Annotated in this window: 13 protein-coding genes and 2 pseudogenes; 1 reads left to right on the top strand and 14 read right to left on the bottom strand. The window is 63.9% G+C overall.

Annotated features, from left to right (window positions below; genetic code table 11):
- Nucleotides 1-124: 124 nt before the first annotated feature.
- The 14 genes and pseudogenes from Q0O99_RS00900 to Q0O99_RS17495 all read right to left on the bottom strand — a co-directional run bounded on the left by Q0O99_RS00900 (nucleotide 125) and on the right by Q0O99_RS17495 (nucleotide 14,325).
- Complete coding sequence (locus Q0O99_RS00900; RefSeq protein WP_293747559.1) at nucleotides 125-1,312, bottom strand: CaiB/BaiF CoA-transferase family protein; 1,188 nt, start codon at nucleotides 1,310-1,312, stop codon at nucleotides 125-127.
- Between the two features lies 1 nt (nucleotide 1,313).
- Nucleotides 1,314-2,474: an acyl-CoA dehydrogenase family protein gene (locus Q0O99_RS00895; protein WP_293747558.1), complete on the bottom strand. Its 1,161-nt coding sequence runs from the start codon at nucleotides 2,472-2,474 to the stop codon at nucleotides 1,314-1,316.
- Nucleotides 2,475-2,496: 22 nt separating this feature from the next.
- On the bottom strand, nucleotides 2,497-3,378 hold the full coding sequence (locus Q0O99_RS00890; protein WP_293747557.1) for a MaoC family dehydratase N-terminal domain-containing protein: 882 nt from the start codon (nucleotides 3,376-3,378) through the stop codon (nucleotides 2,497-2,499).
- Between the two features lie 79 nt (nucleotides 3,379-3,457).
- The gene (locus Q0O99_RS00885) at nucleotides 3,458-4,993 is read right to left on the bottom strand and encodes a class I adenylate-forming enzyme family protein (RefSeq protein WP_293747556.1); all 1,536 of its coding nucleotides are present in this window, start codon (nucleotides 4,991-4,993) and stop codon (nucleotides 3,458-3,460) included.
- Nucleotides 4,994-4,996: 3 nt separating this feature from the next.
- On the bottom strand, nucleotides 4,997-5,980 hold the full coding sequence (locus Q0O99_RS00880) for a tripartite tricarboxylate transporter substrate binding protein (protein WP_293747555.1): 984 nt from the start codon (nucleotides 5,978-5,980) through the stop codon (nucleotides 4,997-4,999).
- Between the two features lie 59 nt (nucleotides 5,981-6,039).
- The gene (locus tag Q0O99_RS00875; protein WP_293747554.1) at nucleotides 6,040-7,017 is read right to left on the bottom strand and encodes a nitronate monooxygenase family protein; all 978 of its coding nucleotides are present in this window, start codon (nucleotides 7,015-7,017) and stop codon (nucleotides 6,040-6,042) included.
- Nucleotides 7,018-7,030: 13 nt separating this feature from the next.
- The gene (locus Q0O99_RS00870) at nucleotides 7,031-8,197 is read right to left on the bottom strand and encodes an acyl-CoA dehydrogenase family protein (protein ID WP_293747553.1); all 1,167 of its coding nucleotides are present in this window, start codon (nucleotides 8,195-8,197) and stop codon (nucleotides 7,031-7,033) included.
- Between the two features lie 18 nt (nucleotides 8,198-8,215).
- On the bottom strand, nucleotides 8,216-9,478 hold the full coding sequence (locus Q0O99_RS00865; protein WP_293747693.1) for a thiolase: 1,263 nt from the start codon (nucleotides 9,476-9,478) through the stop codon (nucleotides 8,216-8,218).
- A 33-nt stretch (nucleotides 9,479-9,511) separates the two neighbouring features.
- Nucleotides 9,512-9,829 (bottom strand): annotated as a pseudogene (locus Q0O99_RS00860) (Zn-ribbon domain-containing OB-fold protein); the annotation flags it as partial.
- Nucleotides 9,830-9,838: 9 nt separating this feature from the next.
- On the bottom strand, nucleotides 9,839-10,759 hold the full coding sequence (locus tag Q0O99_RS00855; RefSeq protein WP_293747552.1) for an SDR family NAD(P)-dependent oxidoreductase: 921 nt from the start codon (nucleotides 10,757-10,759) through the stop codon (nucleotides 9,839-9,841).
- Nucleotides 10,760-11,013: 254 nt separating this feature from the next.
- Nucleotides 11,014-12,117, bottom strand: coding sequence for an AraC family transcriptional regulator ligand-binding domain-containing protein (locus Q0O99_RS00850; protein ID WP_293747551.1), 1,104 nt, complete (start codon nucleotides 12,115-12,117; stop codon nucleotides 11,014-11,016).
- 37 nt (nucleotides 12,118-12,154) lie between these two features.
- Nucleotides 12,155-13,338: pseudogene (locus Q0O99_RS00845) on the bottom strand (CaiB/BaiF CoA transferase family protein).
- Complete coding sequence (locus Q0O99_RS00840) at nucleotides 13,335-13,982, bottom strand: class I adenylate-forming enzyme family protein (protein ID WP_367185167.1); 648 nt, start codon at nucleotides 13,980-13,982, stop codon at nucleotides 13,335-13,337. The pseudogene Q0O99_RS00845 and the gene Q0O99_RS00840 overlap by 4 nt, the downstream one beginning before the upstream one ends.
- Nucleotide 13,983: 1 nt before the next feature.
- Nucleotides 13,984-14,325, bottom strand: coding sequence for an AMP-binding protein (locus Q0O99_RS17495; protein WP_367185166.1), 342 nt, complete (start codon nucleotides 14,323-14,325; stop codon nucleotides 13,984-13,986).
- A 136-nt stretch (nucleotides 14,326-14,461) separates the two neighbouring features.
- Between Q0O99_RS17495 and Q0O99_RS00835 the strand changes: the two genes are divergently transcribed.
- The gene (locus Q0O99_RS00835; RefSeq protein WP_293747550.1) at nucleotides 14,462-15,316 is read left to right on the top strand and encodes a hypothetical protein; all 855 of its coding nucleotides are present in this window, start codon (nucleotides 14,462-14,464) and stop codon (nucleotides 15,314-15,316) included.
- Nucleotides 15,317-15,350: the final 34 nt, after the last annotated feature.

Here is a 15,350-nt window from a genome sequence, read left to right as displayed (position 1 = left end):
TCGGTGCCTTCAGGTCCGACAAGGTGGGTGCCGCACTGGTCCATGTCGGGGCTAAAGTCGCCGACCTGCGAGGGGACCTGTTGTCCACCATTGTGAGTTTTGCAAGCGCCATAGGTCACTGGGCTCAGATGGCTTTGTTTGTGCGCAGGGCCTGCACGGCCGCATCGTCCAGGCCCAGCTCGCGCAAGATCGCCTCGGTGTGCTCGCCCACGGCGGGCACGGGGTCCATGCGGTAGTCGTATCGGTTGTTGCGCCCGGGTGGCAGCAAGGCGGGGATCTCGCCCGCCGGCGAACCCACCTGTTGCCAGCGCTGGCGGGCCTTAAGCTGCGGGTGCGCCCACACACCCGCCATGTCGTTCATGCGGGCATTGGCGATTTGCGCTTGGTCCAGACGCGCTTCAACCTCGGCGGTGCTCATGGCCGCGAACACACTCAGGATCAATTGCTGCAGCTCTGCGCGGTGGGTGTTGCGCAGGGCGTTGGTGTGAAAGCGCGCATCGCTGGCCCAGGCCGCATCGCCCAGCACCACGTTGCAAAACACTTTCCATTCGCGCTCGTTTTGCAACCCCAGCATCACGGTGCCGCCGTCGCCCGCTGCAAACGGACCATAGGGGTAGATGCTGGCGTGGGAGGCCGCCGTGCGTGGTGGCGGCGCGGCGCCTTCAAAGGCGTAGTACAGCGGGTAGCCCATCCACTCGCTCAAGGCTTCAAGCATGGACACGTCGATGTGGCTGCCTTGGCCAGTCTTGCCGCGCAACAGCAGGGCCGAGAGGATGTTGGTGTAGGCGTACATGCCGGCCGCGATGTCGGCCATCGAGTTGCCGGCCTTGGACGGTGCCTCGGGCGTGCCGGTGATCGACAGCAAGCCCGCTTCGCTCTGGATCAAAAGGTCATAGGCTTTTTTGTCGCGGTAGGGGCCGTCTTCGCCATAGCCCGAGATGTCGCAAACGATCAGTTGGGGGTGAGTGGCGCTGAGGGCTTCAAACGACAAACCCATGCGCGCGGCCGCGTCGGGCGCCAGGTTTTGCACCAGCACGTCGGCGTCCTTGAGCAGGTCACGCAGCACGGCCATGGCGTCAGGATTTTTCAGGTCAAGCGTCAGGCTTTCTTTGGAGCGGTTGGTCCACACAAAGTGCGAGGCCTGGCCGCGCACCCGCGTGTCGTAGGCGCGGGCAAAGTCGCCCAAGCCGGGCCGCTCAACCTTGATGACGCGTGCGCCCAAGTCGGCCAGTTGCCGGGTGCAAAACGGCGCGGCAATCGCGTGTTCGAGTGAGACGACGGTGATGCCGTCCAGCGGTCTGAGCGAGGCCATGTCAAAACGAACGGGGCAAACCGAGGATGTGCTCGGCCACGTAGCTGAAGATCATGTTGGTCGAGACAGGCGCGACTTGGTACAAACGCGTTTCGCGGAACTTGCGTTCGATGTCGTATTCGCAAGCAAAGCCAAAGCCGCCGTGGGTTTGCAGACAGACGTTGGCCGCTTCCCAACTGGCCTTGGCCGCGAGGTACTTGGCCATGTTGGCTTCGGCACCGGCGTTTTGCATGGCGTCGATTTTTTCGCAGGCTTTCCAGCGCATCAGGTTGGCCGCTTCCAGCTCAATGAAAGCGTCGGCAATCGGAAACTGCACACCCTGGTTTTGGCCAATCGGGCGGCCAAAGACCACGCGGTCCTTGGCGTATTTCGTGGCGCGGTCGATGAACCAGTAACCGTCGCCAATGCACTCGGCGGCAATCAGCACGCGCTCGGCGTTCAGGCCGTCGAGCAGGGTCTTGAAGCCCTTGCCTTCTTCGCCCAAGAGCGCGTCTTCGGGGATTTCGAGGTTGTCAAAAAACAGCTCGTTGGTCTCGTGGTTGACCATGTTCAAAATCGGCCGCACGGTCAGGCCGTTGCCGATGGCCTGCTTCAAATCAATCAGGAAGCACGACAGGCCCTCGGAGCGCTTGGTGACCTGGTCGGCGGGCGTGGTGCGGGCCAGCAGAATCATCAGGTCGCTGTGCTGGATGCGCGAGATCCAGACCTTCTGGCCGTTGATAACCCAGCGGCCGTCTTTGCGCACAGCGGTGGTTTTGAGTTGGGTGGTGTCGCTGCCCGTGGTGGGTTCGGTCACGCCCATGGACTGGATGCGCAACTCGCCGGTAGCGATCTTGGGCAAGAGCGTGTTCTTTTGTGCGTCAGAGCCGCTGCGCACAATGGAATTCATCACGTACATCTGGCCGTGGCACGCGCCCGAGTTACCGCCCGAGCGGTTGATCTCTTCCATGATGACCGAGGCCTCGGCCATGGTCAGGCCCGAGCCGCCGTATTCCTGCGGAATCAGCGCGGCCATCCAGCCGGCTTTGGTGAGCGCGTCGACAAATTCTTCGGGGTAACCGCGTTTTTCATCCACTTTGCGGTGGTATTCGTCAGGGAACTGGGCGCACAGGGCGCGCACGGCATCGCGGATATCTTGGTGTGGGTCGGGTGTGGTTTGCATGGTGGTGGTGATGGTAAAAATTTCAGGCCAAGGTGGCTTGCGCTTGCATGGTGAGCCAGCCTTCGGGGTCGCTGGCCCACAGCTCAATCGTCTTGCCGTCGGCAGACGGGCGTCCGTTCAGGCGGAAGGGGTGCAGGTCAAAGGTGGGTCGCACGGCACGAAACTGGAACGAGGTCAAGTTCGCACCAGGCACTTGTCTGCGCACCAAGTCCACCAACAAAGTGGCAATGAGCGGGCCGTGCACGATCAGGCCGGGGTAGCCCTCTACTTGCGTGACGTAACTGCGGTCGTAATGGATGCGGTGGCCGTTGAAGGTGAGCGCCGAATAGCGAAACAGCGACACCGGATCGGGCACAAACTCGCACTGCCAGGGGGCATCGGTCTCGGCCGAAGTGGGCGGCACTTCAGGGGCACCGGGCACGGCCGCAGCGCGGTACACGATGTCGTACGTTTCGGTCAGACACAGGCCTTGGGCGTTGCTGAAAGCATGCTCGACTTCGACAAACAGCAGGTCGCCCGTGCGGCCCACCTTGTGCTTGACCGAGGCGATGCGCGAATGCTTTTGCGCAGCATCGCCCACGCGCAGCGGGTTGTTGGTTTGCCACTGCAGACGGCCGCCAGCCCACATGCGCCGGGGCAGCGGCACGGGGGGCAAAAAGCCACCACGAAAGGGGTGGCCGTCGGGCCCGATCTGGCTTTGCCGTGCCTGAGGCAAAAAGTACAGCCAGTGCCACAGCGGCGGCACTTCGCTGCCTGCGTCTTGGCGGGTGTCATCGCGGTCGAGCAACGCGCTTTGGCAACGCAGCGGGGCGGCCACGATCTCGTCGGTCAGCGTTTCGCTGCGGCCTTCCCAGCTGCGCAGGTGAGCCACTTGTTCGTCGTCTAAATTTGATGAGGTTGTCATAGGGTCGATCTTCGCGCAGTTGGGGCCGAAGGGCCGTCTGTCTTTGTGAAAGTCCGCCTTTACAAGTCAAGAAGCGGGGTCATGCCTGGCGTGCCTGGGCTACGGCCCATTGTTCAAGCAGTTCGCGCTTGAGCACTTTGCCGCTGAGTGTCATGGGCATGTCGGGCACCAAGGCCATGACCGAGGGCCGCTTGTAAGGCGACAAATGTTCATGGGCATGGGCCTTCAGGGCCTGGAGGTCCAGCTGCACGCCGGGTTTGGCTTCGATGAAGGCCAGAATGTCCTCGTTGCCATCGGACGCTTTGCGCCCGACCACCGCCGCTTTTTGCACACCGGGCCAGCCCAGCAAAACCGCCTCGACCTCGCCGGGGTACACATTGAAGCCCGAGCGGATGATCATCTCTTTCAGACGCCCCACCACCTGCAAAGCGCCATCGGCGTCTTGTCGGCCCAGGTCACCGCTGGCGTACCAGCCGCCGGGTTGGATGACTTTCGCGGTGATGTCGGGGTCACGGAAATAGCCCGGCATCAGGCCCACGCCGCGCATCCAGATCTCGCCCGTCTCACCTGCTGGCAAGTCTTGTCCCTGCGGGCTCATGATGCGCAGCTCGGCCCCTTCGACCAAATAACCAGCACTGGTGTCTGCGCGCCATTCGTTCAAGCGGCACAGCGTCAAAGCGCCTGCGTATTCCGACAGGCCATAGCCGTGGTGCATAGGTTTACCAAAGCGCGCCTCAATGGCCTGCTTGACGCTCCGGTCCAGCGGTGCAGCGCCGGTGTAGACGTAGCGCAAATCAGGCGCAGCAGGGTGATCGATCGCCTGAGTGTCGAGCCAGGCCAGCAAGCGGGTGAACATGGCGGGCGGGCCTTGCAGCTGCGTCATGCCTTGGTGGGCCAGCGCATCGAACACATCGGCCGGGTCAAACTGGCTGCGCATGAGCAGGCCCGAGCCCGCGTGCAGCGAGGCCATGAGCACCGTGCCCAAACCAAAGATGTGCGTCATGGGCAAATACGCGTACGACCGGTCCGACGGCCCCAACTGGCGCGACTGCGCTGAAACCCGCGCAAACTGCAGCAACCCCGCGTGCGTGAGCATCACGCCCTTGGGCTGGCCGGTGGTGCCCGAGGTGAAGATGATCGCGGCCACCTGCTCCGCCAGATCGCCGGTCTGCGCGGTGGCCTTCGGCCTGACGGCTGCGCGCTGCAAGCCGGGCAGCACGCTGGCTTGCGTGTTGTGCTGCGCCGCATGCTGGCGCGCCGCCTCGGACACGCCCACCGTGAAATACAGCACGCGGGCATCGGCCTTGTCGGCAAAGCCCGCCAACTCAGACGCCGTCACGCGGGCATTGACCCCGCAGGCCCAGGCTCCGACACGGCTGCAGGCCAGCACCAGGGCCACATGCTCGGGGCAGTTTTCTGCAGCCACCAGCACACGGTCGCCCACGCGCACACCCGCTTGGCGCAGTTCGGCCTCCAACAGGTCCACCTGCTGCGCCAACTGCCCCAGCGTCATCACCCCCTGCGTCAGAAACAAAAAAGGATGGTCCGGCGCCTGCGCAACGCGTTCGTCAAACAGATGGTGAATGCGGGTGTGGGGGGTCAATTGCAACGACATGCTTTATTCAAACGTCATGCCCTTGGTCACTTCGGCCCACAGCGCATGTTCGCGGCGCATGCGCTCGGCCAGTTCAGCAGGTTTGGCATTCCAAATTACGTAGCCCTGGTCCACCCAGCGCTTGTTCAGCTCGGGGTCTTGCAGGGCGCGCGCGGTGGCGGCCGTGATCTTCTGGCTGAGTTCGGCGCTCATGCCCAGCGGGCCATACAGGCCGTACCAACCGCCAACGTCGTAATCACGGACGCCCAACTCGCTCATGCTGGGCAGCTGCGGCAGCGCCGGGTTGCGCTCTTTGGAGGTCACGGCCAGGGGGCGCACCTTGCCGCCGTCGATGTGGGCCTTGGCACCGCCCACGATGTCAAACATCATCTGGATCTGCCCACCCATCACGTCGGTCATGGCCGGGGCGTTGCCCTTGTAGGGCACATGCGTCATGGTGATGCCTGCACGCCGTGCAAACAACTCGCCGCTCAGGTGGTTGGATGCGCCCATGCCGGCCGAGCCGTAGGCCAGCTTGCCGGGGTTGGCTTTGCCAAAGGCCACCAACTCGGGCAAGGTCTTGAAGGGCTGGTTCTGGTTGATGACCAGCACGTTGGCATAACTGAGGATGGTGGCCAGCGGGGTCATGTCCTTGAGCGGGTCAAAGGCCATGGCTTTGAGCACATGGGGGCTGATGGTCATGGTGGGGCTGGCGGCATAAAAAATTTCCAGGCTATTGGGCGCGGCCCTGACCACGGTGTTGCCCGCCACTGCACCACCCGCGCCAGGCCGGTTTTCGACGATCACGGGCTGGCCCAGTTCGCGGCTGAGCACCGGCGCAAACACGCGCGCCGATGAATCCACGGGCCCGCCCGGGGCATAACCCACTATGAGCTTGACGGTGTTGTTGCCTGTGGACTGGGCCCACAGGGGCATGGCGGATGTGGTGCACACCGCCCCGAAAAGGGCGATCAGCAAGCGGCGCTGGGTAGATGGGGGTTTTTTCATGGTTTGTCTCCTGGGTTTTTTAGGGTTGCTGGCTTGGGGGTGATCAGTTGGGGCGGCGCTCAAGGGGGATGCGACCAGGCCTGCGCACGCGCCAGAGCCGCACGGCAGTCGGCCACCATGCGTTCGATCAGGTCGGCGCAGGTGGGCACATCGTCGATCAGACCGATGACCTGACCTGCTGCGACCACGCCACCGTTGACGTCGCCCGATTGCAGGGCCTGGTTGCCGCGCTGGCCTGCGACCAAGTGGCGGATGTCTTCAAAGCTGCAGCCGCCTTCGCGATTTTCGGTGGCGACCACTTCTTGCGACACCGCGTTGCTCCAGGCGCGGGTGGTGTTGCGCATCGTGCGGAACATCAGTTTCGTGTCGCGCTCGGTGGCACCCACCAGCGCTTGTTTGATGTTGTCGTGCACCGGCGCTTCTTGCGTGACCAAAAAACGCGTGCCCATGTTCACGCCTTCGGCGCCCAAGGCCAGGGCTGCTGCCATGCCGCGCCCGTCGGCAATGCCGCCCGAGGCAATGACCGGCACACGCAGCGCCTGGCAAGCCAGCGGAATCAACACCAGACCCGGCACATCGTCCTCGCCGGGGTGGCCCGCGCATTCAAAGCCGTCGATGCTGACCATGTCCACGCCATGGCGCTCGGCACTCAAGGCGTGGCGCACCGAGGTGCATTTGTGCACGATGGTGATGCCCGCGTCCTTCATGCGGCCGATGAAGTCTTTGGGGCTGTTGCCTGCGGTCTCCACGATCTTGATGCCGCTGTCGATGATGGCCTGCAGGTACTCGGCGTAGGGCGGCGGGTTGATCGAGGGCAAGATGGTGAGGTTCACACCAAAGGGCAGGTGGGTGAGCGTGCGGGTGCGGGCGATCTCGTGCGCCAGCGCCTGCGGTGTGGGCTGGGTGAGGGCCGTGAGCACGCCCAAGCCCCCCGCGTTGGACACGGCCGAGACCAGCTCGGCCTTGCCCACCCACTGCATGCCGCCTTGGATGATGGGATAGCGGATGCCCAGCAATTCGGTGACGCGGGTTTTCATGGTCTTGCTGGCCTCAGGCGCGCGCTTCGCGCACCATGTTGCGGCCAATGATGATTTGTTGGATCTGGGTCGTGCCCTCATACAGGCGGAACAGGCGCACATCGCGGTAAAAGCGCTCGATGCCGTACTCGGCCAAATAACCGGCTCCGCCCAAGATTTGCACCGCACGGTCGGCCACGCGGCCACACATCTCGGACGCGAACATCTTGCAGCACGAGGCCTCGGTGGACACGCTGCGGCCTTCGTCGCGCTTGCGGGCGGCGTCGATCACCATGCACTCGGCCGCGTACAGCTCGGCCTTGCTGTCGGCCAGCATGGCCTGCACCAGCTGGAACTCGGCAATCGGCTGACCGAACTGCTTGCGCTCGATGGCGTAGCGCAGCGCGTCGTCCAGGATGCGCTGGGCCACACCCACGCACACGGCGGCCAAGTGGATGCGGCCCTTTTCGAGCACCTTCATGGCGGTCTTGAAGCCTTGGCCCTCTTGGCCGCCGATCAGGTTGACGGCGGGCACACGCACGTTGTCAAACATCACATCGCAGGTGTGCGCGCCTTTTTGGCCCATCTTCTTGTCGTTTTTGCCCAAGCTGATGCCGGGCGATTGGGCGTCGACGATGAAGGCCGACACACCGCCCGCGCCCTTGTCGGCCGGGTTGGTGCGCGCCATGAGCGTGAAAATTTTGGAATGCGGCGCGTTGGTGATGTAGCGCTTGGTGCCGTTGACGATGTAGTGCTCGCCCGCGCTGTCGGTGCCCCGAATGGCGGTGGTGCGCAGCGAGGCCGCGTCCGAGCCCGCTTCGGGCTCGGTCAGCGCAAACGAGGCCGACAACTCGCCCGTGGCCAGCTTGGGCAGGTAGTAGGCTTTTTGTTCTTCGGTGCCGTCCATCAAGATGCCTTGCGAGCCAATGCCCACCGTGGTGCCGATCACCGAACGGAAAGCGGGCGAGGTTTTGCACAGCTCGAACAGCAGGCGCGACTCTTCTTCCATGGTCAGCTCCAGGCCGCCATAAGACTCGGGGATGGTCAGACCGAACAGGCCCATCTCGCGCATCTCTTGCACGATGGCAGGCGGGATCTCGTCGGTCTCGGCCACTTCGTTTTCGGCAGGCACCAGGCGCTCGCGCACAAAACGGCGCACCGAGTCGAGCAGGGCTTCAAAGGTTTCGGGGTCTCGGATCATGGTGAATGCTCGGCGTATTTACAAAGTTTCAGAAGTGCCGAGGATGGCCGTCGATTGGCTGGACAGCGTGCCGCCGTTGCCGTGGGCCAGCGCAGTCTGCACGCCGGGCACTTGGCGCTCGCCGCCTTCGCCGCGCAACTGGCGCACGGCTTCGATCACGGTGAAGATGCCGTACATGCCCGGGTGCGTGCACGACAGGCCGCCGCCGTTGGTGTTGACCGGCAGGTGGCCACCGGGTGCGATGCCGCCGCCCTCCACAAAGGCACCGGCTTCGCCTTTTTTGCAAAAGCCCAGGTCCTCCAGAAACAGCAAGGTGTTGATGGTGAAAGCGTCATACAGCTGCACCACGCCCATGTCGGCAGGCGCGAGGCCCGCCATGGCAAAGGCTTCGCGGCCGGACTGGCTGGCGGCGGTCACCGTGAGGTCGTGCATGGCCGAAATTTGGCGGTTCCAGTTGGCGGTGGCGTTGCCCAGCACGTAGACCGGCTTTTGGGGCAGGTCACGCGCACGGTCGGCGCGCACCAGCACAAAAGCACCGCCACCGTCCGTGACCAGGCAGCAGTCGCGCACGGACAAGGGGTCGGACACCATGCGGGCAGCCAGCACATCGTCGATCGACAAGGGGTCGCGCATGAAGGCTTCGGGGTTGCGCTGCGCCCAGGCGCGGGCGGCCACCGCCACTTCGGCCAACTGGCGGCGGGTGGTGCCGTATTGGTGCATGTGCCGGCGCGTGGCCAGCGCGTAAGCGCTCAGCGGCTGCATCGGTGCGTAGGGGGTTTCGTAAGGCTGCGGGTCCATGACGCGGCGCGCCTGCGCGATCTCGGCCCGGCCAAAGGTCGAGGTGCGCTGCGTGCTGCCATAGCAGACCAGCACCGCATTGCACTGGCCCGACTGCAAAGCCATCATGGCGGGCAAGATGTGCGCCACAAAGCTGGAGCCGCCGAGCATGGTGCCGTTGATGTAACGCGGGTTGATGCCCAAATACTCGGTCACGGGCATGGGCCACATGGTGGACAGCACACTGGCGGTGCACAGCCCGTCGATGTCGCTCATCTTCAGGCCAGCATCGGCCACGGCGGCGTGCGCCGCGCGGGCCAGCACTTCCATTTCGCTAAAGCCCGTGGCTTCGCCACAACCGAAAGTGGCCACGCCCGCGATGGCAGCGCTGCCGCGCAAAGCCTTGAGACCTGTGGAGGTGTGCACCGCCGCCGATGCGGCCGGTCCACGGGGCACGGGCTTGACAGCGCTTGCCGCTGTGCTGACCGGGTCAAACACCACCATGCTCTGGCCTTTTTCGACCACCACACGGGCCTGCACCCGCTGGCCCACCTGCACGGCATCAACCGGGCTGATCTCGACACGGCCCATCAGGCGCACGCCTTCGTCCAGATCGATCAGGCAAACGTTGTAGTCACCGCCCGCATCCGGCTTGCGGCGCACGGTGGTCACGGAATACACCGAGCCCAAGCCTGTGGGGGCCACCCAGGCCAGGTCGTGGCTGCCGCAATGCGGACAGACTTCACGCGGGAAATAAATGTGTTGGTCGCAGGCCTTGCATTGCTGGATCAGGAAGCGGCCTTCGGCCAGGGCCGCCTGGTGTTGGGCCTGCAGGCCTTGTGGGTGGTCGCTCATCGCGGCTCCTTAAATGGGGTCCCAGCTGAACACATCGCCCGAACGCTCCAGGTCAAAAAAGCTGGATTGGAGCGCGGGCATGGCTTGGTCGAGCACCGATTGCGGCGTCCAGCCCTCGCTGCGGTGCACCGAGCGGATCGGACGCGGCTGGCTCATCAAGAAAATCTCGTTGTTGCGCACGGCAAAGACCTGGCCGTTCACATGGGCCGAGGCGTCGCTGGCCAGGGCCACGGCCATGGGCGCGATCTTGGCGGGCGTCATCTGCTTGATGCGCTCGACGCGGGCCTGCTCTTCGGGCGTCTCGGTCGGGATCGAGCCGATCATGCGGCTCCAGGCAAAAGGCGAGATGCAGTTGGAGCGCACCTTGAACTTTTGCATGTCGAGCGCAATCGACTTGGACAGCGCCGTCAGGCCCAGCTTGGCCGCCGAGTAGTTGGCCTGACCAAAGTTGCCCACCAACCCCGAGGTGGAGGTCATGTGGATGTAGTTGCCGCTTTCTTGCTCCTTGAAGTGCGGGGCGGCGGCGCGGCTGACATAAAAAGCGCCATACAGGTGCACCTTGAGCACCGCGTCCCATTCGTCCATGCTCATCTTGTGGAAGAAGCGGTCGCGCAAAATGCCGGCGTTGTTGACCACCACGTCGATGCGGCCAAAGCTGTCGATGGCTGTTTGGACGATGCGGGCTGCGCCGGCGGGGTCGGCCACGCTGTCGGTGTTGGCCGCGGCCTGACCGCCCATGGCTTTGATTTCGTCCACCACTTTTTGTGCGGGGCCGGCGTCCTGGCCTTCGCCTGAGACCGAAGCGCCGATGTCGTTGACCACCACCTTGGCGCCTTCACGCGCCATGGCCAGCGCGATGTCGCGGCCAATGCCGCCACCTGCGCCCGTGACCACCACGACTTTGTCTTGAACCAATCCTGTTTTGCTCATTTTTTCTCCTTCAGGTCACGCGGCGAACGTCTGGTGAGCCAGCGTCACCCCACTGGGGGTTGTTGTATCTTGCGGCGTTCAGTGATTCTGAACAATCTTCGAATGCTGAACCAGGTCTTTCGGATTGCCGAACTCAGGGATTGCCCTTGGTTTGGGGCAGCTTGCAGCAGGAGCGGTCTCTGACCGCGATGGCGAAACACATCGGCGCATTGATCGCGGTCACAGACCGCTCCCACCAAAAACCGCAGTTCACTTCAGTCTTTTCGGACAGGCCAAGCAAAAAAAGGCGCCTGCTTGTTCAAAAACCGCCCCACGGCTTCGCGGTGCTCGGCGGTGCCTGCGGCCAGGGACTGGGCCTGCGCTTCGGCGCTCAGCATGTCTTGCAGGCCACCGCCCAAGGCATTGTTCAGGTTGCGCTTGATCGAGGCCACCGCCGCAGGCGATGCGCCCACAAAGCTGCGGGACAAGGCCTGCGCACGGGGCAGCAGCTGGTCCGGCTCGTGCAGCTCCATCGCGATGCCCAGACGCACGGCCTCATGCGCGTCGATGTCGCGTGCCGAGAGCATGATTTCTTTGGCGCGCTGCACGCCCACCACGCGGGGCAAGGTGTAGAGCGCACCCACGTCGGGCACCAGGCCGACCTTGAGGAAGGACATGTTGAACCAGGCGCGCGGCATGACCAAAAAGGTCTCGACGCTTTCGTGGCTTTGCACCACGGGCAGGTCGAGCCATTTGGCGTCAAAGCGGTAACCCCATTTGCCCTCCATGAGGCGGATGGGTGCTTGGAACAGTTTGGACGCATCGCTGCGGCGGGCCACGTCGCTGCCTTGGTAGACGACGTCATCCACCGGAATGCGCCGCGCCGCCAGCCAGCACATGACGCCGTAGCTGAAAAACATGAAAACGCGCACGGCATAGACCTGCCGGGCCGCCAGAGTGTGGCGCGAGCCCATGCGCAGGTAGGCCACGCCACCGCTGACCTGCAGGCGGGGCACAAAGTCGACCAGCAGTGCGTGGTAATAACGCAGCCCGGCGCGCAGAGCGTCGCCCAGCTTGCGGTGGCCCACCAGCATGCGGCAGCCCATGGCAAACGAGCCCAAGGGCAGCGCGGTGGTGCTCAGGCCCCAGAACTCGTCGCGGTGGTGGCGCACCAGCGTGGTCATCAGGCGGGCAAACTGGGTTTGGGTGACCCGCGCCAGAGGCGATTCCAGCAGGGCGGGCAAGATGCCCGCACGGCGCAGCACCGCGGCCCGGGCGTCTTCGCCCTCGACCGCGAGCAGCATCTGCAACACCTGGTAAACGGCGATGGTGTGCTGAATGCTCTGCGGAATGGGCGTGGCGTTCTGGGAACGGTTCATGAGGCAGTCGGGCCTGAAGGACTAGGGGGCAAGGCCTCTATCCTACGACTTTGCATTGGCACAAAACATCAATGGCGGCGGCGTCGAGTCCCGCAGCGGCCAGCAGCTCGCGGGTGTGTTGGCCCTGCAGGGGCGCGGGATTGTGCACCGCGAAGGTGTAGCCGCTCATCTGCACCGGCATGGCCAGTTGTGTCATGGTCTCGCCCTGCGCGGTCTGCACCTGCACCCACATGCCCCGGTCTTGGAAGTGCGGCAGTTGTTGCGCCTCGTCGAGTTTGAGCACGGGGGTCACGCAGCAGTCGGCACCTTCCAGCAGCTGCGCCCAGTGGGCCAGGGGTGGGCTTGCACCGCCTGGGCCACTTCGCGGCGCGCCCAGTCGTTCAAGGCTTGGGTTTGGGGGATGTGGTGTTCGGCCAAGTCGGGGCGGCCCAGCAAAGTACAAAAGCTGTCCCAGAACTTGTGCTCGAACGCGCCCACGGCCAAATAGCGGCCGTCTTGTGTGGGGTACAGGCCGTAGCAGGGCAGCGCCCCGGTCAGCTTGTCGCCACCGGGCGCGGGCACGCGGCCCCGGCTGTGCAGGCCCGCCAGCGGGATCACCGCGTGGGCCAGCACGCCGTCGGCAATGGCCACGTCAACATGCCCCTGGCCGGTGCGCTGCGCGTCGAACAGCGCGGCCAGAATGCCCATGACGGCGGGCATGCTGCCGCCCAGCAAGTCGCCCATGGGCAGGTTGGACAGCGCCAGCTCGCCAGACGGCGTGCCCACCTGGTCGGCCACCCCGGCATAGCCGCAGTAGTTCAGATCGTGCCCGGCCTTTTGACTGAGCGGCCCGGTCTGGCCGTAGCCGCTGATGCTGCAGCACACCAGGCGCGGGTTGCGTGCACGCACCACGTCATAACCCAAACCCAGCCGGGCCATCACGCCGGGGCGAAAGCCCTCGACCAGCACGTCGGCGCTCTTGCACAGCTTGAGCAAAAGCTGCACGCCTTCGGGGTGTTTGAGGTCCAGGCGCATGCCACGCTTGTTGCGGTTGAGCATTTCGCGCACCGCAGGCGAGGCGTAGTCGCCCGCGCCCAGGTCTTCGATCTTGATGACGTCGGCGCCCAGGTCGGCCAGGTGCAGCGTGCACATGGGGCCGGGCAGCAGGCGGGTAAGGTCGAGCACGCGCACGCCTTGCAGCGGCGGGCGGTTTGGCTTTGGGTTCGCTGTTGTGCTGTTCATGCGCGTGCCCCTGCTGCGCTCTTGCGCAGTTCGGTCTTTTGCACTTTTCCAGCGGCCGTGAGCGGCAGCTTGTCGCGAAATTCGTAGCTCTTTGGGCACTTGAAGCCGCTGATCAGCAAGTGGCAGTGCGTCGAGAGTTCTTCGGCGCTGGCCTGCGCGCCGGGCTTGAGCACGACGATGGCGTGCACGGCCTCGCCCCATTTCTCGTGGGGCAAACCGATCACGGCGTACATCGACACCGCCGGGTGGCTGGTGAGGGTGCTTTCGACTTCGGCCGGGTAGACGTTTTCGCCGCCGGTGATGACCAGGTCTTTGATGCGGTCGATCACATACAGGTAGCCGTGTGGGTCCATGGTGCCGCCGTCGCCGGTGTGCAGCCAGCCGCCGGCCAAAGCCTGGCGGGTGTCTTCTTCGCGGCCCCAGTAGCCTTGCATCACCGCCGGGCCGCGCACCAAGATCTCGCCATGCATGCCCGCGGGCAGCTCTTTGCCCTCGGCGTCTGCGATACGGATCTCGGCCGACACCCCGGCCTGCCCCGCCGAGCGGATGCGCTGGCTGTCCAGAAAGGCCGGGTCGCGGGAAATCGGCAAGTTTGAGACGGCGGCCGAGGTTTCGGTCATGCCGTAGAAATGGATGAATTCCACATCAGGGAAGGCCTGCAGGGCCCGCCTGAGAAGTGGCAACGTGATCGGCGCCGCAGTCGTTCAGCGCGTAGGCCACTTCGGCCGGCGTCCAACGCGTGTTGATCGGGTTGATGACCAGCCCGGCCCAAGCTCCGGCCAGCAGCAACTCGATCATGCGGTCGCTGTTGAGGGACAGCACAGACAAGCGCTCGCCCGGCTGCAGACCCAGCGCACGCAGTGCTGACGCGGTGCGGGCCACCCGGTCCACCAGCTGCCGGTAAGTCTGGCGGCGGCGGCCTGTGACGGTGGCGATCTTGTCGGGGTGCCTTTGCAATGAGCGGTGCAAACCAGCGATGAGGTACATGCTTGTGTCTCCATCGGCGCGGCCTGGTTGCGGCCGTCGCCATGGGGTGATTGCAACGCGCTGGCGGGTCGGCTGCAATCGCTGCAAGACTCAAAGGGATTGGCAGAAAGTGACAGGGCACCGGCCACAGGCATCCATGAAACATTTTTTTAGCCCGCAAAGCGGCCCTTTTTTTAAGTTCATCAAGGTGACATCTTCGGCGTTCAGCATCTTGGGTCAGTGGCATTCCATATCCTTCGTGAGCACGGCATTGAACAAAGTACTGATCGTTGGGAGCGCACCCGATGCGGTGAAAACCGCAGATTGGGATACGTCTTGTTTTTCCCACACCGTGGTGATCAACAACGCTTGGAAAGCCTGCCCGTCCTGGAATTGCTTGATTTACCCTGAAGACTTTCCCATCGACAGGCACCCCCGTGCAGAAGATCTGAACGGCAAACGCATTGTCACGGCCGAAGAGTTTGTACCGGTTCAAAATGAATTTGGCGGCTTTGTGTATGCGGGCGGCACCATGTCTTTCACCGCTGGTTATTGGGTTCTTGGCGCACTCAAACCCGATGTCATCGCCTACATCGGCTGCGACATGGTGTACGACGCCAAGCCCGGTCAGGCGACCCATTTTTATGGCGCAGGCACAGCCGACCCCCTGCGCTGCGATGTGACCTTGCAAAGCCTGGAAGCCAAATCTCTGCGCTTTCAGGCTTTGGCTCATCAAAACGGCTGTGCCGTGGTCAATCTGTCGGAGCTTGAAAACTCTCGGCTTTGCTTTCCACGCTTGGCTTTTACGGCCCTTGAAGTCATGACCGAGCACCCGAGCTTTGAGGCGCAGCCGCCGTCGGCTGTTCAAACCGCCTTGCGCGCCGAGGCCGATTTAGGCTACTGGGTCGCGTCTGGGCGCTACTGGGAAGAACACGACAGGTTTGACGGCCAAAAGTTGCGTGACATTGATGCGCTGTGGTTGGCCACCGCACCCGTTGAGGCTTCGCGCTGACTTGAGCCCACACACGTTCACATCGTCTTCCAAC

This window comes from Limnohabitans sp. Rim8 (assembly GCF_945901735.1).
Lineage (GTDB): Bacteria > Pseudomonadota > Gammaproteobacteria > Burkholderiales > Burkholderiaceae_C > Limnohabitans_A.
This window is presented reverse-complemented; position numbering and strand designations above follow the sequence as displayed.

What these genes read in the sequence shown, in the direction of transcription:
- Q0O99_RS00865 (WP_293747693.1), bottom strand. Translation starts at nt 9,478, where the DNA reads ATGGTGGTGTTTGACCCGGTCAGCACAGCGGCAAGCGCTGTCAAGCCC.
- Q0O99_RS00880 (WP_293747555.1), bottom strand. Translation starts at nt 5,980, where the DNA reads ATGAAAAAACCCCCATCTACCCAGCGCCGCTTGCTGATCGCCCTTTTC.
- Q0O99_RS17495 (WP_367185166.1), bottom strand. Translation starts at nt 14,325, where the DNA reads ATGTACCTCATCGCTGGTTTGCACCGCTCATTGCAAAGGCACCCCGAC.
- Q0O99_RS00875 (WP_293747554.1), bottom strand. Translation starts at nt 7,017, where the DNA reads ATGAAAACCCGCGTCACCGAATTGCTGGGCATCCGCTATCCCATCATC.
- Q0O99_RS00900 (WP_293747559.1), bottom strand. Translation starts at nt 1,312, where the DNA reads ATGGCCTCGCTCAGACCGCTGGACGGCATCACCGTCGTCTCACTCGAA.
- Q0O99_RS00850 (WP_293747551.1), bottom strand. Translation starts at nt 12,117, where the DNA reads ATGAACCGTTCCCAGAACGCCACGCCCATTCCGCAGAGCATTCAGCAC.
- Q0O99_RS00835 (WP_293747550.1), top strand. Translation starts at nt 14,462, where the DNA reads ATGAAACATTTTTTTAGCCCGCAAAGCGGCCCTTTTTTTAAGTTCATC.
- Q0O99_RS00855 (WP_293747552.1), bottom strand. Translation starts at nt 10,759, where the DNA reads ATGAGCAAAACAGGATTGGTTCAAGACAAAGTCGTGGTGGTCACGGGC.
- Q0O99_RS00870 (WP_293747553.1), bottom strand. Translation starts at nt 8,197, where the DNA reads ATGATCCGAGACCCCGAAACCTTTGAAGCCCTGCTCGACTCGGTGCGC.
- Q0O99_RS00890 (WP_293747557.1), bottom strand. Translation starts at nt 3,378, where the DNA reads ATGACAACCTCATCAAATTTAGACGACGAACAAGTGGCTCACCTGCGC.
- Q0O99_RS00895 (WP_293747558.1), bottom strand. Translation starts at nt 2,474, where the DNA reads ATGCAAACCACACCCGACCCACACCAAGATATCCGCGATGCCGTGCGC.
- Q0O99_RS00885 (WP_293747556.1), bottom strand. Translation starts at nt 4,993, where the DNA reads ATGTCGTTGCAATTGACCCCCCACACCCGCATTCACCATCTGTTTGAC.